The sequence below is a fragment of the Clostridium ljungdahlii genome, from assembly GCF_001636845.1.
GTDB lineage: Bacteria > Bacillota > Clostridia > Clostridiales > Clostridiaceae > Clostridium_B > Clostridium_B ljungdahlii_A.
On record NZ_LITT01000058.1, the window covers coordinates 18,762 to 40,523 of the forward strand.

Here is a 21,762-nt window from a genome sequence, read left to right on the forward strand (position 1 = left end):
AATTTGCTTTATATCACTTATAATATAAAGTATATAATAAAAGTTAAAAGATTATTAGGGAGGAAAATATAATGTCATCAATGGATTTTGTAAGAGTATCTGCAGCATGTCCTTTAACAAATGTAGCAGATATAGAATTTAACTTAAATAATATAAAGCTTTGTATAGATAGAGCTCTAGAGCAAAAATCAAAGCTTGTAGTCTTTCCAGAGCTTTGTATAACCTCATATACTTGTGCAGATCTTTTTGAACAGCAGCTGCTTTTGGAGAAATCTGTAGAAGCTTTAAAAAAGCTGTGTGATTACTCAAAAGACATAGACATACTAATAGCTGTAGGGGCACCTCTTACATATAATTGCTGTCTTTATAATTGTGCATACATAATATTTCGGGGCAGTATTCTAGGTATTGTTCCTAAAAGTTATATTCCAAATTATGAGGAGTTTTACGAAAAAAGATGGTTTACAGAAGGACTAAAGGTTATAGATAAGAAAGTTAACTTTTATTTTCAGGAAGATATTCCATTTGGAACAAACTTGATATTTACCTGTGGTAATTTTAAATTTGGAATTGAAATATGTGAAGATCTATGGACAGTAGTTCCTCCAAGTAGTTATTTATGTCTTATGGGTGCAAACATTATAGGAAACCTCTCTGCATCTAATGAAGTCGTAAGTAAATCCACTTATAGAAGAAATTTAATATCATCTCAAAGTGCCAGATGCATGTGTTCTTATATATATTCATCTTGTGGAGTATTTGAATCTTCTACAGATTTAGTGTTTAGTGGGGATATGTGTATTTCTGAAAATGGAGCAATTCTAAAATCTGGTGAAAGATTTAAAAGAGAAAATCAAGTTATTTCTACAATTGTAGATTTAGGACGATTAGCTGCGCAGCGTTTAAGAAATGTAAGCTTTAGGGACAGCATAAAGTTATTTTTGGAGAAACCTATAGAAGTGAAATTTCAATTTGAAACTATGGACTATGGAAAATTTGATAGAGCTGTTGACAAACATCCTTTTGTACCCTCAGGTAAAGATGAAAGGGAAATTAGATGTAGGGAAATATTTAATATACAAACTTCTGCTCTTGCTAAAAGAGTAAGTCATACTAATTTAAAAAGAGCGGTTATAGGTATATCTGGTGGACTTGATTCTACCTTGGCCTTGCTTGTTACAGTGAAAACCTTTGACATGTTGAATATCTCGAGAGACAATATAATAACTGTTACTATGCCAGGATTTGGTACTACAGATAGAACTTATAATAATGCGGTAGATTTGTGTAAAAGTTTAAGAACAGAACTTAGAGAAATAAACATAGTAGATGCATGTCTCCAACATTTTAAAGATATATCCCACGATAGAGAGATACACGATGTAACTTATGAGAATGTTCAGGCAAGAGAGAGAACACAGATTATAATGGACATAGCAAATAAAGAAGGTGGACTTGTAATTGGAACAGGTGATCTTTCTGAGCTGGCACTTGGATGGTGCACTTACAACGGCGATCATATGTCTATGTATGGTGTGAATTGTTCCATACCTAAAACATTGGTAAGATATTTAGTAAGATATGTAGCAGATAAAGAAGTATCAAAAAATATATCGGATATTTTGATAGACATACTTGATACTCCAGTAAGTCCAGAGCTTTTGCCTAAAGATAAAAATGGAAAGATAGCACAGAAAACAGAAGATATAGTAGGACCATATGAGCTTCATGACTTTTTCTTGTATTATTTTGTTAGACATAGTTATTCGCCTGAGAAGATATTGTTTTTGGCAAAACAAGCTTTTAAAAATGATTATGATAATGATGTTATTTGTAAATGGTTAAAAGTATTTACAAAAAGATTTTTTACTCAGCAATTCAAGAGATCTGCAATTCCAGATGGACCTAAGGTAGGTACTGTAAGTTTATCTCCTAGAGGAGATTGGAGAATGCCTTCAGATGCTAGCTTTAATTTATGGATGCAAAAATAAAATTTTTATAAAATAAGCTTTATTGATCAATAGATATAGTATACTATTTATAATATAAAGATAGAAAAATTTTGATAGGGGGTTGGAATTTACATGTTTAATATTATTCTATGGACTGTAATTGGTTTAGTAGCCCTATTTGTAGACATGGTAACTAGTGCTTTCCTATTTGTATGGTTTACTATAGGAGCAATTGCTGCCATTGTAGCAGGAATATTAAAATATTCCTTTATAGTTCAACTTATAGTATTTTTAGTAGTTAGCATAGTGCTTACAGTTGTTTGTTATCCCATAGTTAAAAAGAATATTAAAAAATCTATAAAACCTACTTTGCTTAGGGAAAAAACTTATGTGGGAAAGAAGGTTATTATAGATAAGGAAATGGCAAAGAATAATGGAATAAGGATTGATGGAGTATACTGGAATATAAAGAACGAAGGATATAATATTAAGGATGGAGATACCGTAAAGATAATTGGAATGGAAGGAAATAAAGTTATTATAAAAAAGGAGATGTAAATATATGATAAGTAAAATTTTTATTTTGATTGTACTTGTAGCCATTATTGCAGTTATAGTTTCTTCTATGAAGGTAGTAAACACTGGTTATGTAACTATTATAGAGAGATTTGGACAATTTCATAGAGTATTGGAACCAGGATGGCATTTTCTAATTCCTTTTGCTGATTTTGCAAGAAGAAAGGTTTCAAATAAACAGCAGATACTGGATATTGAACCTCAAAGTGTCATAACTAAAGATAATGTAAAGATATCTATTGATAATGTTATTTTTTACAAGATATTAAGTGCTAAGGATGCTGTGTATAATATAGAGGATTACAAAGCAGGTATAGTTTTTTCGACTATAACCAATATGAGAAATATTGTAGGAGATATGACTTTAGATGAAGTACTCTCTGGAAGAGATAAAATAAATGCAGAACTTTTAAAAGTAGTAGATGATATAACAGATGCCTACGGCATAAAAATATTATCTGTAGAAATTAAAAACATTATTCCACCAGCTGAGATTCAGCAAGCCATGGAAAAACAGATGAAGGCAGAACGTGATAAAAGGGCTGTTATACTTCAGGCAGAAGGTCAAAAACAGAGTGATATAGCAAGAGCTGAGGGTGAAAAGCAAGCCAAAATACTGCAAGCCGAAGCTGAAAAGGAAGCAAATATAAGAAGGGCTGAAGGATTGAGACAATCTCAAATGCTGGAGGCAGAAGGTAAAGCAAAGGCAATAGAATCTGTAGCAGAAGCACAGTCTAAGGCAATTCACCTTGTTAATAGGGCTATAATTGATTCAGGTACAGATGAAAAGGTAATAGCACTTAAACAAGTAGAAGCATTGAAAGAAATGGCTAAAAATCCAGCAAATAAATTGATATTGCCAAATGAGTCAATTTCTTCTCTTGGCAATATGGCAGCTATAGCAGATATGATTCAGAAGAAATAATCTTTATATAGAATTTCTAAATGAAAAGTCAACTTATACTTAAATCATATAATGACAAATTTCATCACGTTAAAAACTTTAATAAGTCTAAAGTTCAGTATTTTGAAAATCTAAAGGAACTTAGATAAACTCGTGCCTCAAACATATCTAAGCTCCTAAGATTTTCTAAAATACTTCACTAAGACTTATGGAAAAGTTTTTAAATGTTCCTTCAATTTTGTCATTATATGTTATGTATAAGTTTGAATTTTAATTGGAAACCCTATAGGTTATAAAGTTTAAAGTTAAATCTATAATTATTTAAAAGTGCTTATTATAAACCTCAGTTGTATTTATAACTTTAGAATTTAAATCAAACTGGCAATTTGGATAAGCTTATTTGGATAAGTTTAATTGTAGAGTTAACTATCTATATAGGTAGTTGAATTCAAAATTAGTTAGTAACTTTAGTTAAAGGTTAAAAAATTGTAGTTTGAGAGATTATATACTTTTAAATTGATAATTGAAATATGGGGGAAGTTTGTGTGAAAAAGGTTTTAATAGTAGAAGATGAAGCTTCTATAAGGGGATTTTTAAAAATAAATTTTAAAAGAAACAAGTTTATAGTGATAGAAGCAAGTTCGGGAGAAAGAGCTTTAGAAAAGGCAAGAGCTGAAAATCCAATAGTTACAATATTAGATGTAATGCTTCCTGGAATGGATGGATTCAAGACTTGTGAAATACTTAGAAGAGAATTTCCTAAAATGGGTATAGTAATGCTTACAGCAAGAAGTCAGGATATGGACAAGATAATGGGTTTTGGATTTGGAGCAGATGACTATGTAATAAAACCTTTTAATCCCCAAGAGCTAATAGCTAGAGTAAATGCACTTTTGAGGAGAATAGGAATACAAAGTGATAGTAAAAATGAAGTGCTTGTATCGGGTCAATTTAAAATAGACGAAGGAGCTATGAAAGTCTATAGCAATGGACAGGAATTAGAACTTACCCCAAAAGAATATATGTTAATGAAAATATTTATAGAAAATCAAGGAAAAGCTTTAAATAGGAATGAACTTTTAAATCTTGTCTGGGGATATAGTTATCCAGGAGATGCAAAAATAGTTGATGTAAATATTAGAAGGCTTAGAGAGAAGATAGAAGAAAATTCTTCAAAGCCAAAGTATATTGAGACTGTTTGGGGAGTAGGGTATAGATGGAGAAAAGAATAATATGTTAAATGGGATAAAGGAAAGAATGATAGGAAGCTACCTATTTATAATAATTTTTACTGTAGTGATAATTGAATCTTTTTTGATATTCTCCATTAGCAGATACTATTATAAAAATATGGAGAATATGGTTTCTAATCAGATAAAGGTTTCCGTAGATTTTTATAATAGCTATCTAGCTTCTTCCAGTTTGAAAAAAACATAAGTGACAATGCGGATATATTTTGGAAAAATACTTCTGCAGAAGTTCAAGTAATAGATGTTTCAGGAAGAATGCTTATGGATTCTATAGGAAACTTTATACCTGGTAAAGTGAAGGGGGAAGACATAAAAGATGCTTTAAATGGAGAATTAGGTATTTCTATAGAAGCAGATAAAAAAACTAGTGAAAAAGTGTTGTATGTATCTAAAGCCCTAAAATCTAATGGAAAAGTTGAAGGAGTGCTTAGATTTGTTACTTCTCTTTCAGAAGTGGACATCATAATAAAAAAGATATCTTTTATGCTCATATTTATAGGAATTGCAGTAATAATAATGGCAGGAATTATAAGTGTGTTTATTTCAAACAGTATAACAAGACCGGTGAGAGAGGTTACAGCTATGGCAAGAAAAATGGCTAGTGGAAGATTTAATGAGAGAATTGAAAAAAAGAGGAATGATGAGATAGGGGAACTATTTGATGCATTAAATTTTATGGCAGATGAAATATTAAAAAATGAGAAGATAAAGAATGAATTTGTAGCCTCTGTATCCCACGAGCTCAGGACTCCACTTACATCTATAAAGGGATGGGCTTCTACTATGAGAACTGGAGATTTCAGTGATAGGGAAGAATTAGAAAATGGACTTGAGATAATAGAAAACGAAAGTGATAGGCTAACTAAAATGGTAGAAGAACTTTTAGACTTTTCTAAATTTGTATCTGGTAAAATTACACTAAAAAAAGATTATATAGATATAAGAAATACTATAGAATATATAAAAAAACAGTTTTCTCTAAGGGCATGGCGACAAAATATAAACTTTTCTGTAAAAGTTCAGGATAACATGCCTTTGGTTTTACTGGATGAAAATAGAATTAAACAGGTGCTTAACAATTTGCTAGACAATGCTTTTAAATTTACACAAGAAGGTGGAAAGGTAAATTTAAAGGCTTTCATGAGAGATGAAAGCTTAATTATGATAGTAGGTGATACTGGAATCGGGATACCTGAAGATGAACTTCCAAGAGTCACTGAGAAGTTTTTTAAAGGCAAAAGTGACAAGTGCAGCAATGGAATAGGATTATCAATATGTAAAGAAATAGTTTCACTTCATGGAGGAAAAATTGAGATAACAAGTGAACTGGTTAAGGGAACTGAAATAACTTTAACCATTCCATTAGAAGACAGCTAGAATTTTAGAAAAGGTGATATTTTTGAAAAAGCTTACTGTGCTTATTGGTATTTTAGTTGTATGTATAGTATTTGTAGTGTATAAAAATATAAATTCTTCTCTTAATCCCAATATTGTTCCCGTAAAGAATATAAATTTACCTATTGCAGGAACGTGGATTTTAGATAAATATGTATTTACAGGTGACTCTTCTATTTCTGAGGATAAGGCTAAAAGTATGTTAGGTGAAAAGGCTGAATTCAGTGATAAGGGAGTATACTTTGATAATTTGATATGTAAAAATCCTAGTTTTAAAGTAAAAGTTTTGGGTAGTAAGGATTATTTTCAAAGTAATTTTAAAATTGACCCTTCTTCCATAGGAATAAATGAAAAGTATGTAAAAGTGGTTACTGTGTCTTCTGAAGATAATTTTTTTGATGAATTCATTCAGATAAATAGAAATGTAATGTTAAAGTTTACAGATGGAATAATATTTTTTTTCGTTAAGGATGGCACACAAATAAATGATTTTGGATTTAAAAATATAGATAAAAATAATTCTAAGCTTATAATTCCAAAGAGTCAAAAAGAGATGAATTCTAAATCTGGATTGTTCTTAGGACTTAAATGTATTGATGAGTCGGGACTAGGGTATAATTATAGAACTTTGTGGATAAGTTCTTCATATGGGAAGATTATGCCTATTGTGAATATAAAAGATTTAGTAATTCCAAGGAAAAGTGGATTTTGGAAGGTTGGAGTAAAAAAAGTATGGGAAAAAGGTGTGAAAAAGGATATTGTTTGGGGCGAGACCCTTGGAAACAACAAAACTTCAAGAATTAAGTATCGCAGTATTTCTGGGATTAGCAGCGAAATATTATTTGTAGGTGAAGAATATATTTCTATGGATGACAGAAAAGTTTATAATGATGATGATGGTGATCAAAGATTTGAAAGAGGAGATTTTAGTGTACTTCCTCTAGATAATTTTAATGGAAATAAGATGGATTTTTCTAAAGCTTTTGGGGATGATGCAGGAAGTAGGTTAAAATATAGTGCAGATTTATATTTAAAAAAGATGAACTTAAGCAAAAATAAAATAGATGAAAATAAGCTGCAAACTAATTGGTCTGTGGCTAGGAGAAGTGGAAGATGGATGCTAAGAGGAGGAATCCCCTATGGTGATTTTGATGTGATGTATGCAGCGCCTACAATTTTAACTGATTATGATGATTTATATCCATCATTTGATGTAATAAAAAAAGAGATACCAGATGCAGTAGATGCATATACTTCTCCAAATAAGGACTTTATAGTTGTCTTAACTGAAACTAAGTTAAAAATCTATTCTTTAAATAATAAAAAAATAGGCAAACTAGACAGGGAGTTTGACTTAAAAAATGGAGAAACAGCAGTTATGTCTCAGTGGTCATTAGGAAGTTATGTAGATGAATGGAATAAATTAATTAAGAATATGAAGAAAAACTAATATTACAGGTGTGTGATTATTATGAGCATAAGGTTTATATATGGAAGGGCAGGAAGTGGAAAAAGTTATTATTGCCTTCAGAGCATAAAAAAGAGAATAGAAGAAAATGAAAATAGAAATCTCATACTTTTAGTACCTGAACAATTTTCTTTTCAAGCAGAAAAAAATTTATTAAAATCAGTGGGACAAAAGGGGATGTTAAAAGCTCAGGTATTGAGTTTTAAGAGAGCTGCAGAAAGAGTGTTTGGTGAAGTAGGTGGTGGTACAAGAAAACATGTAAATGATTCAGGAAAAGCTATACTTCTCTATGAAATAATAGAGAGGAATAAAAAGAAATTAAAAGTATTTGGGAAATCTACTAAGAAACAAGGCTTTGTAAATATGATTTCAGATATAATAACTGAATTAAAAAAGTATGACATATCACTTAAACTTTTACAAGATAGCTTGGATAGAATAGAAAATATAAATCTGAAAAACAAGTTAGAAGATATAATAATAATTTACTCGGAGTTTCAGGAGAGACTTCATAAGAATTATATAGATTCTGAGGATATACTATCCCTGCTATATGAAAAACTTGATAGATCTAATTTTTTTAACAATGCGGAAGTATGGATTGATGAATTTTATAGTTTTACGCCGCAGGAATATAAAGTGCTGGAAAAGATTATATGTAAATCATATAGGACAAATATAACCTTATGTACAGATATTTTAAGTGAGAATTCCTCTCTTGAAAGTATGGACTTATTTTTACCTACAAAAATCACCGAAAAAAAACTTTTAGAAATAGCTAAAAATAATAATATAGCTTATGACAAACCAATAGCATTAAAATGCAATTCTTACGGTAGATTTAAAGGTAATGCAGAGCTTGGACATCTAGAACGATATATATTTTCTTATCCTTACAAAACTTATAAAAGATCAAATTCAAGCATAAGGATATTTAAAGCCTTAAATAAATATACTGAAGTGGAAAATAGTGCTCGGGACATATTAAGAATGTGCAGGGATGAAGGTTTTAGATTTAGAGATATTTCAGTTGTAACAGGAGATTTAGATGGATATGAAAATATTATAAAAGCTGTGTTTAATCAATATAATATACCTTATTTTATAGATAAAAAAAGAGAAATTGATGATAATCCTATTATAATTTTAATAATTTCAGCTGTAGAAATACTTTCAAAAAATTGGTCTTATGAAGCTGTATTTAGATATTTAAAAACGGGACTTTTGAATTTAGAATTTGATGAAATAGATATGTTAGAAAATTATGTGCTTGCCAATGGAATAAGGGGAAAAAAATGGGTTGATCCAAATCCGTGGAATTATAGAATAAACTATGGAAATTTTGATGAAGAAATATCTGAAGAAGAGACAGAATATTTAAAAAAGGTAAATTGTATAAGGGATAAAGTTAGAGAACCTATTTTAAAGCTTTCACGGGATATAAAAGGTAAGAAAACAGGACAACAGATGTGTGAAGGACTATATAATTTTTTGATCAATTTAGAGGTGCCAGAAAAAGTGGAGGCACTTATAAAGGAATTTAGAAATACTTCTAAATTAGATAAAGCAAATGAGTATAGCCAAATATGGAATATAGTAGTAGATATATTAGATCAAATAGCAGTTGTTATAGGAGATGAATCCATTGGAATGGAGCTATTTAGTGAGGTGCTTGCAAATGGCTTTTCTCAATATAAAATAGGAGTAATTCCTGCATCTTTAGACCAAGTTTTAGTCAGTAGTGTAACCAGGCTAAGAAGTCATGATGTAAGAATACTTTATATTGTTGGGGTTAACGATGGAATATTTCCAGCATCTATATCTGCAGATGGAGTATTTACAGATGAAGACAGGGATGAACTGAGGAAAAGAGGAATGGAACTTGCAAAAGATACTAGAAGCAGGGCTTTTGAAGAACAACTTTTAGTATATGGAATACTTACTAAAGCAGATAAATATTTAACATTAAGCTATTCAATGAGTGATGAAGAAGGAAAAAGTAAAAGACAATCTATTGTCATATCTGTTATAAAAAAATTATTTCCTAAGATTCAAGAAGAAAGTAATTTAAAAGGTATTTTGGGAGAAAAAGCAGGAATAGAGGCCGTAAATGGACCTAAAGATACATTTAATGAATTGATTTCAAATATAAGAAGAAGCATAGAAGATAACAATTCTGTAGATCCACTTTGGATTAACGTATATAGATGGTATAAAAATGATCCTAGTTGGAGTAAGAAGGTTGAAACTGTTTTAAAAGGATTTTCTTATAACAACTATATTGAAATTTTGGATAAAAGTAAAGTTAGAAGACTTTATGGAAGCCACTTGAATATAAGTGTCTCAAGATTAGAGAAATTTTCGCAGTGCCCTTTTGCATATTTTGTACAGTATGGACTTAAAGTCGAAGATAGAAAAATGTATAATTTAAGTTCTCCAGATTTGGGAAGCTTTATGCATGATATACTTAAAAAGTTTTCCATACAGTTAAAAGAAAAAAAGTTAACCTGGAATGATATAGATAGGGATTGGTGTGAGGAAAATGTAAAAGTTGTAGTAGATAGTACTTTAAGTGGTATACCAGGGTCTATATTGAACAGTTCAAAGAAGTATAAACATATTACAGATAATTTAAAAAAAATACTTACAAGGTCAGTATGTCTTATAGCAGAACATATGAAAAGAGGTAAGTTTGTACCAAGAGCTTATGAACTTTCTTTTGGAGATTCTGGAGATATACCTCCTATTTCAATAAAACTTCACTCGGGAGAAGAAGTTAGTCTCATAGGTAGAGTAGATAGAATAGATTTATTAGAGCAGGATTCAGTTGTATATCTTAGAATAATAGACTACAAATCTGGCACAAAAGAATTTAAGCTGTCAGACATATATTATGGTTTTCAAATGCAGCTTTTAATATATTTGGATGCCATACTTGCGGAGCTGGATGAAAAATTTAATAAAGAAGGTATACCGGGAGGAATATTATATTTTAAATTGGATGATCCCATAATAAAAACAGAAGGAAATATAAGTGACTCTGAGATAGAGAAGAGGATACTTAAGAGTCTTAGGATGAATGGATTGCTTCTAAATGATCCTGAGATAATAAGGCAAATGGATAGTGAAATGGAAAAAACCTCAGATATTATATGTGCTTCCATAAAAAAAGATGGCAATCTTTCAAAGGTTCAGTCATCTCTGGCAACTAGAGAGCAATTTGAATTACTAAGGAGATATGTAAGAAGCACAATAGTAGACCTAAGTGAAAAGATACTAAAAGGGGATATAGAGGCAGCTCCATATAAAAATAAAAGCAAGACAGGATGTAGTTATTGTATTTATTCTGCTATTTGTCAATTTGATATATCTATAAAAGGAAATGAATATAAGATAATTAAAGATAAAAAAGATGAAGAAGTTTGGAAGGATATTGAAGGAAGAGTTGGAAAGTAAAATTTCGAAGGACTATGTGGAACTATTTACTAGAATAATAGTACAGATATATATATGATAGTAGTACAGATATGTTCATATTTTACAGTTGCTATATATATTGTAAAAAAATCTATAAAGCATAATTGACAGGTCAAATGACTTATTATATAATAAATTTGTAAAAACGTTATCAAAACATTTTGGATAGTTATGAAAGATCTGAGGTATACGTAAGCTTTAGTTTTGAACCTACGTTATGTAAACGGAAGTTCAATATTTAGATGGGTACATGAAGCCTACTTATAATTGTAATTGGAAGTTTAGGATGATGGAGACATCTGTGAGGACATCCACCTATTTTGGTATAGGTGTCAAAGTAAAGTTAAACGGTATTTTGGATAAAATAAAAGTAATCGTTAAGATTATGATTTCTAAAGAGAGGTTGAGAGATCTCTCTTTTTATGTCCAACGTAATGTACCTGTATATCACTTTAATCTATTTTAAAACCATACTTAAAAAGTATCTAAAGAAATGGAACTATTCTTATAAATTGCAATAAAATCTCAATAAAGTATTTTAAAAAATTAAACAAAAAGTAACCTTAGTAACCTTGACTTTAAATTCTGAATATTTTAAAATGAAATTGTAATCGGTAAAAGTAATTTATAGGTAAATTTAATATATAAAGTTATGGGGGGTTAAACGATGGATAAAAAAGTTTTAACTGTTTGTCCTTACTGCGGTGCTGGTTGTAATTTATACTTGCATGTAAAGGATGGCAAGATAATTAAAGCAGAACCTGCTAATGGTAGGACAAATGAAGGATCATTGTGTTTAAAAGGACACTATGGTTGGGATTTTTTAAATGATCCTAAAATATTGACATCTAGAATTAAACATCCGATGATAAGAAAAAATGGAGAGTTAGAAGAGGTAAGCTGGGATGAAGCTATTAGTTTTACGGCTTCGAGATTGTCACAAATAAAAGAGAAATATGGACCTGATTCTATAATGGGAACAGGATGTGCTAGGGGTTCTGGAAATGAAGCAAACTACGTAATGCAAAAGTTTATGAGGGCGGTTATTGGAACCAATAACGTAGATCACTGTGCCAGAGTTTGACATGCTCCTTCTGTAGCCGGTCTGGCTTACGTTTTAGGAAATGGTGCTATGTCAAATGGTATACATGAAATAGATGATACAGATTTACTGCTTATTTTTGGATATAATGGAGCAGCTTCGCATCCAATAGTTGCTAAGAGAATAGTTAGGGCAAAACAAAAGGGTGCAAAGGTAATAGTTGTAGATCCACGTATAACAGAGTCCGGTAGGATAGCAGATTTATGGCTCCCTATAAAAAATGGAACAAATATGGTTCTTGTAAATACTTTTGCCAATATACTTATAAATAAGCAATTTTATGACAAACAATATGTAGAAGATCATACTGTTGGTTTTGAAGAATATAAATCTATAATTGAGAATTATACGCCTGAATATGCAGAAAAAGTTACTGGTATACCTGCAGAGGATATAGTAGAAGCTATGAAAATGTACTCTGGTGCTAAAAATGCTATGATATTATATGGTATGGGAGTATGCCAGTTTGCTCAAGCTGTAGATGTAGTTAAGGGATTAGCTTCTATAGCATTATTAACTGGTAATTTTGGAAGACCTAATGTAGGCATAGGACCTGTAAGAGGCCAAAACAATGTGCAAGGTGCCTGCGATATGGGAGCACTTCCTAATGTATACCCAGGTTATCAAAGTGTAACTGACGATGGAATTAGGGAAAAATTTGAAAAAGCTTGGGGAGTTAAACTTTCAAACAAAGTTGGTTATCACTTGACACGAGTTCCTGAATTAACGCTTAAAGAGAATAAAATAAAGGCATATTATATAATGGGTGAGGATCCAGCCCAAAGTGATCCTGATTCTAATGAAATGAGAGAAACACTTGATAAAATGGAACTTGTAATAGTTCAGGATATATTTATGAATAAAACTGCACTCCATGCAGATGTAATTTTACCTTCCACGTCTTGGGGAGAACATGAAGGAGTATTTAGTTCTGCAGATAGAGGATTCCAGAGATTTAGAAAGGCTGTAGAACCTAAGGGAGATGTTAAACCGGATTGGGAAATAATTTCAGAAATTGCCTGTGCTATGGGTTATAATATGCATTATAACAATACTGAGGAAATATGGAATGAACTTATAAATTTATGTCCAAATTTCAAAGGAGCGACTTATAAGAGACTGGAAGAATTGGGAGGAATTCAATGGCCTTGTCCATCTGAAGATCATCCTGGGACTTCTTATCTCTACAAAGGAAATAAATTTAATACACCTACTGGAAAGGCAAACTTGTTTGCAGCAGAATGGAGACCTCCTGTAGAGCAGACAGATAAAGAGTATCCACTTGTTCTTTCTACAGTTAGAGAAGTAGGGCATTATTCTGTAAGAACAATGACAGGAAACTGTAGGGCACTTCAGCAGTTAGCCGATGAACCAGGATATGTACAAATTAATCCAGTGGATGCAAAGGCTAAGGGAATAATAGATGGAGAGCTTATGAGGATAAGTTCACGAAGGGGTTCTGTGGTTGCTCGTGCACTTGTTACTGAAAGGGCAAATAAAGGAGCAGTCTATATGACCTATCAATGGTGGGTAGGTGCATGTAATGAACTTACATCTAATAGTCTAGATCCAGTATCAAAAACTCCTGAATTAAAGTATTGTGCAGTAAAAATAGAAGCTATAAAAGATCAGAAAGAAGCTGAAAAGTTTGTAAAAGATCAATATGATCTTTTAAAGGAAAAGATGAATGTTTAATATTTTAATATAAAGATGGCTAAAAAGACCTTGATTAAGAGGTCTTTTAGCCAAAAGCTTTAAATCAATAGGAGTTGATAGACTGTGATAGACGTACATGAAGCATTCAGTATAGTAATGAATAATACAAAACTGCTTAAAGGTGAAGATATGTCCCTGATAAATTCTCTTAACAGAGTATTGGCAGAGGATATAAGCTCAAAAGATAATCTTCCCCCATTTGACAAATCTTGTATGGATGGGTATGCTTTAAAAAGTGAAGATACTAAAGGAAAAATGTCAAAATTTCGGATTAAGGGAAGCATAAAGGCGGGAGATTTTTCTGATATAGTATTGAAAAATGGTGAAGCCATAAAAATAATGACAGGAGCTCCAGTACCAAAAGGTGCAGATGCAGTTATTCAAATAGAAAAAGTAAAAGTAGATGGAAAAGAACTTCATGTATTAGAAAAGGTATCTCCTGGAACCAACATATTTAAAACTGGTGGGGAGATAAAGATTGGTGATGTTGCTTTAAGAAAAGGAAAAATTTTGAGACCTGCAGAAATAGGGTTATTGGCATCACTAGGTTATACTAAAATAAAATGCTATAAAGTCCCTAAAATTATAGTAATAAATACTGGGGATGAACTTATAAATATAGATCAAAACTTAATGCAAGGTAAAATAAGAAATTGTAATGAATACACATTAATTTCCCTTATTAAAAATTTAAATGTAGAAGTTAAATCTTATGGGATAATAAGAGATGATAAGGATAAAATTTTTAATGCTATAAAAACTGCATTTGAAGAGGGAGATATAATCATAACTACTGGAGGAGCATCTGTAGGTGATTACGATTTTATAGAAGATGTTCTTCAAAAAATAGGAACAGATATAAAATTTACTTCGGTAGCTATTAAACCAGGAAAACCAGTTGTTTTTGCAACTTTTAAAGATAAATTATTCTTTGGACTTCCAGGAAATCCGCTTTCAGTGATAAATTCATTTGAAAGTTTTGTAGCACCATCTATTAAAAAAATGATTGGAAGAGATGATGCATTTCCTGAAGAATTTCCTGTAACTTTAAAAGATGATTTTAAATCAGGAAAAGAAAGAGACTGCTATATGTATGTAAACATAAAAAAGGAAGATAACCGCTATTATGCCTATGATGTAGGAAGACAAGATTCCAATGGGCTTTTTACGCTTACTAAGTCAAATGGCGTGGTTATCATGAAAAAGGGAACTAGTATAGCAAAAGCTGGAGATATTTTAAATGGAAAATTTATATTCAAATAAGAGGTCAGTAATTTCTATTATTTCATCTAGTTCAAATTCAGGTAAGACTACCTTGATAGAAGGAATAATAAGAATTTTAAAAAGCAGAGGATATAAGGTTGGTGCAATAAAGAATGATGCTCATAAGTTACAGATAGATTACCCAGGAAAAGATAGCTTTAGATTTACAGAGGCAGGTGCAGACAATGTTGTTATTGCATCGGATAATACAGTGGCTATGATAAAAAAAGTAAGTGGACCAAAAAGTATAGAAGAATTGCTGTCGCTTTTTCAAGATGTAGATATTGTAATAGTTGAAGGTTTCAAGGGCAACGAATTTCCTAAAATAGAAGTATACAGGAAAAATGCGAGTAAATGTTTGCTCTACAAAAATTCTAAATATAATTTTCAAAATTTTGTAGCTATTGTAACCAATGAAAATTTAATGACTGATATTCCTGTATTTGATATAAATGATACAAAAAAAGTAGCTGATTTTATTGAAAGCAACTTTATAGGAGGTAACAAAAATGGAGAAAACTATGGAACTTCATGTAGTCAAATATGACAAAGAATGTAAGAAGACAGTGGAGGAATCAACTATTTGTGAATATCCTTTAAATGTATTTGTAAATGGTGAACATTTGACAGTACTTTTATGTACTCCTGAAAAGCTTAAGGAATTAACAATAGGTTTCTTGGTCTTTAAAGGTATTATAAAATCTCTAGATGAAATAAAATCTCTGGAGATAGATGAAAAAAGTGGAGCGTCCAGGGTAACTTTGAAAAATAGCCAATTTAATAAAGAGTTGTATCCAAAGCAAATACTTCCTACAGCATTTAATGAAAATGAGAAAAGTAAATTCTTTTCATATATTATCGATTCCATGAAAATTAGTCTAATCAACAATGATAATGTTTACATCCATGTCGATAAAATCTATGATCTAATGATAGACAATCTTGGATATTCCAAGACGTTTAAACTCACTGGAGGAGCACATTGTGCAGCTCTTTGTGATGAAGATAAAGTAATATCTATTTGTGAGGATGTAGCCAGGCACAATGCTGTAGACAAGCTTATAGGTGAGGCATTTATAAAAAATATTTATTTAAAAGATAAAATAATATTTGTGAGCAGCAGGGTATCTTTTCAAATGGTATATAAAATTGCTAGGCTGGGGGTACCTATAATAATATCTAAATCTGCACCTACAAATCTTTCTATAGAATTTGCAAAAGCTTTAAATGTTACACTAATTGGATTTGTAAGGGGAGAAAGAATGAATGTATATACAAATCCACAGAGAATAATATAGTAATTTCTGTTAATACATTTTTGAATATGATCTTAAAAAATTAGTCATATAGTTATATAAAAATAATATAATATTTAATGTTCGTAATTATTTCCTAATTAAATAGGACTAAGTTTATATTTTAATTTTTAAATAAGGTAATTAAAATAATTTTAAATTAAATATGTTATATGTTTTAAAATTATTTTTTAAGCATAGAGGCTCAAATCTTTGATTTAGAGCTAATATCTTATTCCTTCTAATATTTTAAGGGGGAAATCAATTATAATATTCAAATGGGAGGGTGAAGTATTTAATGTTAACTAAACAGCAAAATGAGGACCTGTCTGGACAAGATGTAATTGAAAAATATCCTAAAGAGCAGAGATTTACTCTTGCTATACTACAGGATATACAGAGAAAGTACAAATATATACCGAGAGAAGCACTGGAGAATTTAGCTAAGTATTTGGACACGCCTGTAAGTAGACTATATGGTATGGCTACTTTTTATAAGGCATTGAGCCTTACTCCAAAAGGGGAAAATATAATAACTGTATGTGATGGAACCGCTTGCCATGTTGCTGGTTCTATGGTTGTAATGGACGAACTTGAAAAGGCAATAGGAATTAAACCAGGTGAAACTACAGAAGATCTCAAATTTTCAATAAATACAGTTAACTGTATAGGGTGCTGTGCAATAGCTCCTGTCATGATGATAAATGACAAATATTATGGAAATTTAACACCTAAACTGGTTGAAGAAATTCTTAGTGAGTATAGGAGTGAGAGTGATGAGTGATAAAAAAACTGTCAATATATGTTGTGGGACAGGTTGTTTAGCTAAAGGCAGTATGGAAGTATATGAAGAAATGAAGGCACAAATAGCTAAATTAGGGGCAAATGCAGAAGTAAGTGTCAAATTGAAAGCAACAGGTTGTGATGGATTGTGTGAAAAAGGTCCTGTACTTAAAATATATCCAGATGACATTGCATATTTTAAAGTTAAAGTAGAAGATGTAGAAGATGTAGTAAAGAAGACATTGATGAATGGGGAAATAATTGAAAAATTATTATATTTTGAAACTGCTACAAAACAGAGATTAAGAAATCATAAAGAAAGTGAATTTTGTAAAAGACAATACAAAATTGCTCTTAGAAATGTTGGCGAAATAGATCCAATAAGCTTGGAAGATTACGTTGAAAGAGGCGGATATAAAGCTCTTAAAAAAGCAATAAGCAGCATGAAACCTGCAGATGTGCTTGAAGAAATAACAAAATCAGGTCTTAGAGGAAGAGGCGGAGCAGGATTCCCAACAGGACGTAAATGGAAAACTGCTGCAGATATTGATACATCACCTATATATGTAGTATGTAATGGTGATGAGGGAGATCCTGGAGCATTTATGGATAGAAGTATAATGGAAGGAGATCCTAATAGTGTTATAGAAGGTATGACATTGTGTGCTTATGCAGTAGGAGGTACAAATGGATTTGCTTATATAAGAGATGAATATGGACTTGCTGTAGAAAATATGCAGAAAGCTATTAATAAAGCAAAAGAGGAAAATTTATTAGGTAATAATATATTGGGAACTGATTTTTCCTTCGATATACAGATAGTAAGAGGTGGAGGAGCTTTTGTATGTGGTGAGTCTACTGCACTTATGTCATCTATAGAAGGTATGGTAGGAGAACCTAGAGCTAAATATATACACACTACAGAAAAAGGATTGTGGGGACAGCCTACGGTTTTAAATAATGTAGAGACTTGGGCCAATGTACCTATAATAATTGAAAAAGGCGGAGATTGGTATCATGCTATAGGAACTATGGAGAAGAGTAAGGGAACAAAAGTATTCTCATTAGTTGGAAAAGTTAAGAATACTGGACTTGTAGAAGTACCTATGGGAACTACTCTTAGAGAAATAATATATGATATTGGCGGTGGAGTATTAAATGACAGAAAGTTTAAGGCAGTTCAGATAGGTGGACCTTCAGGAGGATGTTTGCCATCTGAATATTTAGACTTGCCAGTAGATTATGATACTTTGGTTAAAGCAGATTCCATGATGGGTTCCGGCGGAATGATCGTAATGGATGATAGAACCTGTATGGTGGATGTAACTAGATATTACTTGAGCTTCTTAGCTGAAGAATCTTGTGGAAAGTGTGTACCTTGTAGAGAAGGCGTAAAGAGAATGCTTGAAATACTCACCGATATATGCAATGGTGATGGAAAAGAAGGAGACATAGAAGAGCTTCTTGAGATATGTTCCATGACAAGCAAGGCATCTCTGTGCAGCCTTGGTAAGAGTGCTCCAAATCCAGTAAAAGCAGCTATAAGATATTTTAGAGATGAATTTGAAGAACATATAAAGAATAAGAGATGTAGAGCAGGAGTTTGTAAGAAGCTTACTACATTTGGTATAGACGAGGATAAATGTAAGGGATGCGATATGTGTAAAAAGAATTGTCCAGCTGATTGTATAACAGGGGAAATTAAGAAACCACATACAATAGATGCTGATAAGTGCTTGAGATGCGGTAACTGCATGAACATCTGTAAGTTTGATGCTGTTAAGGTTCTATAGGGAGGTGAATGTAGATATGAAAATTACAATAGATGGAAAAGCTTGTGAAGCTGAAAAAGGAGAATTCATATTACAAATAGCAAGAAGAAATAATATATATATACCTACATTATGTCACAGCGATGCATTACCTGGGCTTGCTAGCTGTAGACTGTGTATAGTTAAAGTAGTGGATAGGGGACGTGCAAAGATAGTAACTTCCTGTATATTCCCTGTAAGTAAGGAAGTAGAAGTTATAACTAATGACGATGAAATAAAGAGAATGAGAAGAAACATAGTTATGCTTTTAAAAGTAAGATGCCCTGAAAATAAAGAGGTAAATGAATTAGCTAAAGCCTTTGGAGTAGAGGAAAAGAGAGTAAAGAGGTTCAAATTGGATCCAGAACAAAATTGTGTTTTGTGCGGACTTTGTGCAAAAGCTTGCAAGGAATTAGGCACTGGAGCAATTTCAACTGTTAACAGAGGCATGTATAAAGAAGTAGCAACTCCATATCATGAATCTTCACCAGAATGTATAGGATGTGCTTCTTGTGCAAATGTTTGTCCAACTAATGCAATAAAAGTTGTGGATAAAGATGGAGAAAGAGAAATATGGGGCAAAAAATTCAAGATGGTTAAATGTGATTTGTGCGGAGAATATTTTGCTACAGAAGAACACGTAAAATATGCTTACAATAGGCTTGGAAAAGAGCAGCCAGAAAAGCTTATGTGCAGCAGCTGCAAGAAGAAAGTTACAGCTAAAGATGTCAAGAATATTTTTGAGAACGTGTGAAAATTAAAAGAGGGGTGGTAATTTAAATGAAACCAGAGTTTAATTCTTTTGTAATAGCCGATCCTGACAAGTGCATAGGCTGTAGATCTTGTGAGATTGCCTGTGCTGCAAAACATAGAGAAGATACTCAAGGAAAAACTATTGGAACTATGAATAATAAAGTAACTCCAAGGTTATTCTTTGTTAAAAATAAAGGAAATGTAATGCCAGTACAATGCAGACATTGTGAGGATGCACCATGTCTAAATGCATGCCCAGTTAATGCTATAGTTGAAAAAGATGGAAGTATCATTATAAATGAAAGTGCATGTATAGGGTGTCAGACCTGTACAATAGTATGTCCGGTGGGTGCTGTAAGTTTACTACCTAGAACTCAAGGTAAAGTAGTTACAGGAGGAATTCAGGTTAAAGTAAGAGCAGCAGCTTATAAATGTGATTTATGTAAGGAAGAGGGAGGAGAACCTGCCTGCATCAAAGAATGTCCAAAAGAGGCCTTGAGGTTAGTAGATCCTAGAGAAGATAAAAAAGATCGTAGTGTGAAAGCTGCTATGGAACTGTTAAATATAAACGCAAATCTCTAATTTATAAGTTATAAAAATCCGGAAAAGAAAGGAATGTTAAATATGCCAACTAGTACTTCTATGATAAATATAGATGAAGAATTATGTACAGGCTGCAGACGATGTGCGGATGTCTGTCCTGTAGATGCTATAGAAGGTGAACAGGGTAAACCTCAGAAGATAAATACTGAAAAGTGTGTTATGTGCGGACAATGCATTCAAGTTTGTAAAGGCTATCAATCTGTATACGATGATGTTCCTACTCCAGTTAGCAAAAGGTTATTTGATAGAGGATTGTTAAAGGAAGTAGATGAACCATTATTTGCGGCATATAATAAAGGTCAGGCAAAAAGAGTTAAAGAAATTTTACAAAATAAAGATGTATTTAAAATCGTGCAATGTGCACCTGCTGTAAGAGTGGCTATAGGAGAGGATTTTGGAATGCCTCTTGGAACTTTAAGTGAAGGAAAAATGGCAGCTGCACTTAGAAAACTAGGATTTGACAAAGTATATGATACAAACTTTGGTGCAGATCTTACTATAATGGAAGAAGGTAGTGAGCTGCTAAAAAGAGTAGCTGAAGGTGGAGTTTTGCCAATGTTTACTTCTTGTTGTCCAGCATGGGTAAAATATGCAGAACAAACATATCCAGAACTTTTACCTCATCTTTCAAGTTGTAAGTCCCCAAATCAGATGGCTGGAGCTATATTTAAAACTTATGGAGCAGAAATAAATAATGTTAATCCGGCTAGAATTTATAATGTATCTGTTATGCCATGTACATGCAAGGAATTTGAAAGTGAAAGAGAAGAAATGCATGACAGTGGACACAGGGATGTAGATGCAGTTATAACTACAAGGGAATTAGCACAACTGTTCAAAGATGCTGATATAGATTTTAATACTATTGAAGAAGAACAGTTTGATACTCCTCTTGGTATGTATACCGGTGCAGGAACTATATTTGGTGCTACAGGTGGAGTCATGGAAGCAGCACTTAGAACTGGATATGAACTTTATACTAAAAAAGCTATTCCAAGTATAGATCTTACTATGGTAAGAGGTGGAGAAGGTTTTAGAACTGCTGAAGTAGACTTAGGAGATATTAGACTAAAAGTAGGAATAGTTTCTGGCTTAAAAAATGTAAAAGATGTTATGGAATCAGTAAAGGCAGGTAAATGTGATTTACACTTTATAGAGGTTATGACCTGTCCTCAAGGATGTATAAGTGGTGGAGGACAACCTAAGGTTATACTTGATTCAGATAAAGAGGAAGCTTATAATAATAGGAAAAAGGGATTATATAATCATGACGCTAATCTTACTTATAGAAAATCACATGAAAATCCAGAAATAAAGAAAATATATGATGAGTTCTTAGACAAACCATTAGGAGCTAAGTCTCATGAATTATTGCACACTAAATATATCTCAAGAAAAAAGGAGAGTTAATAAA

At 31.8% G+C, this 21,762-nt stretch carries 17 protein-coding genes; all 17 read left to right on the forward strand.

The genetic code is table 11. The annotated features are described in order from the left end of the window. Nucleotides 1-71: 71 nt before the first annotated feature. The 17 genes from WY13_RS15660 (at nt 72) to WY13_RS15745 (ending at nt 21,758) form a co-directional block, all read left to right on the forward strand. Nucleotides 72-1,991, forward strand: coding sequence for an NAD(+) synthase (locus tag WY13_RS15660; protein ID WP_063556532.1), 1,920 nt, complete (start codon nt 72-74; stop codon nt 1,989-1,991). Nucleotides 1,992-2,084: 93 nt separating this feature from the next. Continuing rightward, a complete protein-coding gene (locus WY13_RS15665) occupies nt 2,085-2,510 on the forward strand; it encodes an NfeD family protein (protein ID WP_063556533.1) in 426 nt (141 codons plus the stop codon). Between the two features lie 4 nt (nt 2,511-2,514). Continuing rightward, a complete protein-coding gene (locus WY13_RS15670; protein ID WP_063556534.1) occupies nt 2,515-3,453 on the forward strand; it encodes an SPFH domain-containing protein in 939 nt (312 codons plus the stop codon). A gap of 524 nt (nt 3,454-3,977) precedes the next feature. Next, nucleotides 3,978-4,664, forward strand: coding sequence for a response regulator transcription factor (locus tag WY13_RS15675; RefSeq protein ID WP_192845049.1), 687 nt, complete (start codon nt 3,978-3,980; stop codon nt 4,662-4,664). A gap of 1 nt (nt 4,665) precedes the next feature. Then, nucleotides 4,666-4,869 carry a hypothetical protein gene (locus WY13_RS22230; RefSeq protein ID WP_347459444.1) on the forward strand — a complete coding sequence of 68 codons (204 nt, stop codon included), beginning with the start codon at nt 4,666-4,668 and terminating at the stop codon, nt 4,867-4,869. A 74-nt stretch (nt 4,870-4,943) separates the two neighbouring features. Continuing rightward, the gene (locus WY13_RS15680; RefSeq protein WP_347459445.1) at nt 4,944-6,059 is read left to right on the forward strand and encodes a sensor histidine kinase; all 1,116 of its coding nucleotides are present in this window, start codon (nt 4,944-4,946) and stop codon (nt 6,057-6,059) included. A 13-nt stretch (nt 6,060-6,072) separates the two neighbouring features. Further along, nucleotides 6,073-7,527 (forward strand): hypothetical protein, encoded by a 1,455-nt coding sequence (locus WY13_RS15685; RefSeq protein WP_242866530.1) that lies wholly within the window; start codon nt 6,073-6,075, stop codon nt 7,525-7,527. A 21-nt stretch (nt 7,528-7,548) separates the two neighbouring features. Next, complete coding sequence (gene addB, locus WY13_RS15690) at nt 7,549-11,001, forward strand: helicase-exonuclease AddAB subunit AddB (protein WP_063556537.1); 3,453 nt, start codon at nt 7,549-7,551, stop codon at nt 10,999-11,001. Between the two features lie 688 nt (nt 11,002-11,689). Beyond that, a complete protein-coding gene (fdhF, locus tag WY13_RS15705; protein WP_082848538.1) occupies nt 11,690-13,819 on the forward strand; it encodes a formate dehydrogenase subunit alpha in 2,130 nt (709 codons plus the stop codon). Between the two features lie 84 nt (nt 13,820-13,903). Beyond that, nucleotides 13,904-15,103 (forward strand): molybdopterin molybdotransferase MoeA, encoded by a 1,200-nt coding sequence (locus WY13_RS15710; protein ID WP_063556540.1) that lies wholly within the window; start codon nt 13,904-13,906, stop codon nt 15,101-15,103. Further along, complete coding sequence (mobB, locus tag WY13_RS15715; protein WP_063556541.1) at nt 15,081-15,650, forward strand: molybdopterin-guanine dinucleotide biosynthesis protein B; 570 nt, start codon at nt 15,081-15,083, stop codon at nt 15,648-15,650. The genes WY13_RS15710 and mobB overlap by 23 nt, the downstream gene beginning before the upstream one ends. Further along, nucleotides 15,613-16,401, forward strand: coding sequence for a formate dehydrogenase accessory sulfurtransferase FdhD (fdhD, locus tag WY13_RS15720; protein ID WP_063556542.1), 789 nt, complete (start codon nt 15,613-15,615; stop codon nt 16,399-16,401). The genes mobB and fdhD overlap by 38 nt, the downstream gene beginning before the upstream one ends. Before the next feature lie 295 nt (nt 16,402-16,696). Then, nucleotides 16,697-17,182 (forward strand): NADH-quinone oxidoreductase subunit NuoE, encoded by a 486-nt coding sequence (gene nuoE / locus WY13_RS15725; protein ID WP_013237373.1) that lies wholly within the window; start codon nt 16,697-16,699, stop codon nt 17,180-17,182. Continuing rightward, the gene (locus tag WY13_RS15730) at nt 17,175-18,974 is read left to right on the forward strand and encodes an NADH-ubiquinone oxidoreductase-F iron-sulfur binding region domain-containing protein (RefSeq protein ID WP_063556543.1); all 1,800 of its coding nucleotides are present in this window, start codon (nt 17,175-17,177) and stop codon (nt 18,972-18,974) included. The genes nuoE and WY13_RS15730 overlap by 8 nt, the downstream gene beginning before the upstream one ends. Nucleotides 18,975-18,990: 16 nt before the next feature. Continuing rightward, on the forward strand, nt 18,991-19,746 hold the full coding sequence (locus WY13_RS15735; RefSeq protein WP_063556544.1) for a 2Fe-2S iron-sulfur cluster-binding protein: 756 nt from the start codon (nt 18,991-18,993) through the stop codon (nt 19,744-19,746). A gap of 26 nt (nt 19,747-19,772) precedes the next feature. After that, a complete protein-coding gene (locus WY13_RS15740; protein ID WP_063556545.1) occupies nt 19,773-20,327 on the forward strand; it encodes a 4Fe-4S dicluster domain-containing protein in 555 nt (184 codons plus the stop codon). A 42-nt stretch (nt 20,328-20,369) separates the two neighbouring features. Then, a complete protein-coding gene (locus tag WY13_RS15745; RefSeq protein WP_082848539.1) occupies nt 20,370-21,758 on the forward strand; it encodes a [FeFe] hydrogenase, group A in 1,389 nt (462 codons plus the stop codon). The last annotated feature ends 4 nt before the right edge of the window (nt 21,759-21,762 follow it).

Bases quoted from the DNA above. Each gene is read 5' to 3' on its own strand.
- WY13_RS15660 (WP_063556532.1), top strand. From the start codon at position 72: ATGTCATCAATGGATTTTGTAAGAGTATCTGCAGCATGTCCTTTAACA.
- WY13_RS15665 (WP_063556533.1), top strand. From the start codon at position 2,085: ATGTTTAATATTATTCTATGGACTGTAATTGGTTTAGTAGCCCTATTT.
- WY13_RS15670 (WP_063556534.1), top strand. From the start codon at position 2,515: ATGATAAGTAAAATTTTTATTTTGATTGTACTTGTAGCCATTATTGCA.
- WY13_RS22230 (WP_347459444.1), top strand. From the start codon at position 4,666: ATGTTAAATGGGATAAAGGAAAGAATGATAGGAAGCTACCTATTTATA.
- WY13_RS15680 (WP_347459445.1), top strand. From the start codon at position 4,944: ATGGATTCTATAGGAAACTTTATACCTGGTAAAGTGAAGGGGGAAGAC.
- addB (WP_063556537.1), top strand. From the start codon at position 7,549: ATGAGCATAAGGTTTATATATGGAAGGGCAGGAAGTGGAAAAAGTTAT.
- mobB (WP_063556541.1), top strand. From the start codon at position 15,081: ATGGAAAATTTATATTCAAATAAGAGGTCAGTAATTTCTATTATTTCA.
- fdhD (WP_063556542.1), top strand. From the start codon at position 15,613: ATGGAGAAAACTATGGAACTTCATGTAGTCAAATATGACAAAGAATGT.
- nuoE (WP_013237373.1), top strand. From the start codon at position 16,697: ATGTTAACTAAACAGCAAAATGAGGACCTGTCTGGACAAGATGTAATT.
- WY13_RS15730 (WP_063556543.1), top strand. From the start codon at position 17,175: ATGAGTGATAAAAAAACTGTCAATATATGTTGTGGGACAGGTTGTTTA.
- WY13_RS15735 (WP_063556544.1), top strand. From the start codon at position 18,991: ATGAAAATTACAATAGATGGAAAAGCTTGTGAAGCTGAAAAAGGAGAA.
- WY13_RS15740 (WP_063556545.1), top strand. From the start codon at position 19,773: ATGAAACCAGAGTTTAATTCTTTTGTAATAGCCGATCCTGACAAGTGC.
- WY13_RS15745 (WP_082848539.1), top strand. From the start codon at position 20,370: ATGCCAACTAGTACTTCTATGATAAATATAGATGAAGAATTATGTACA.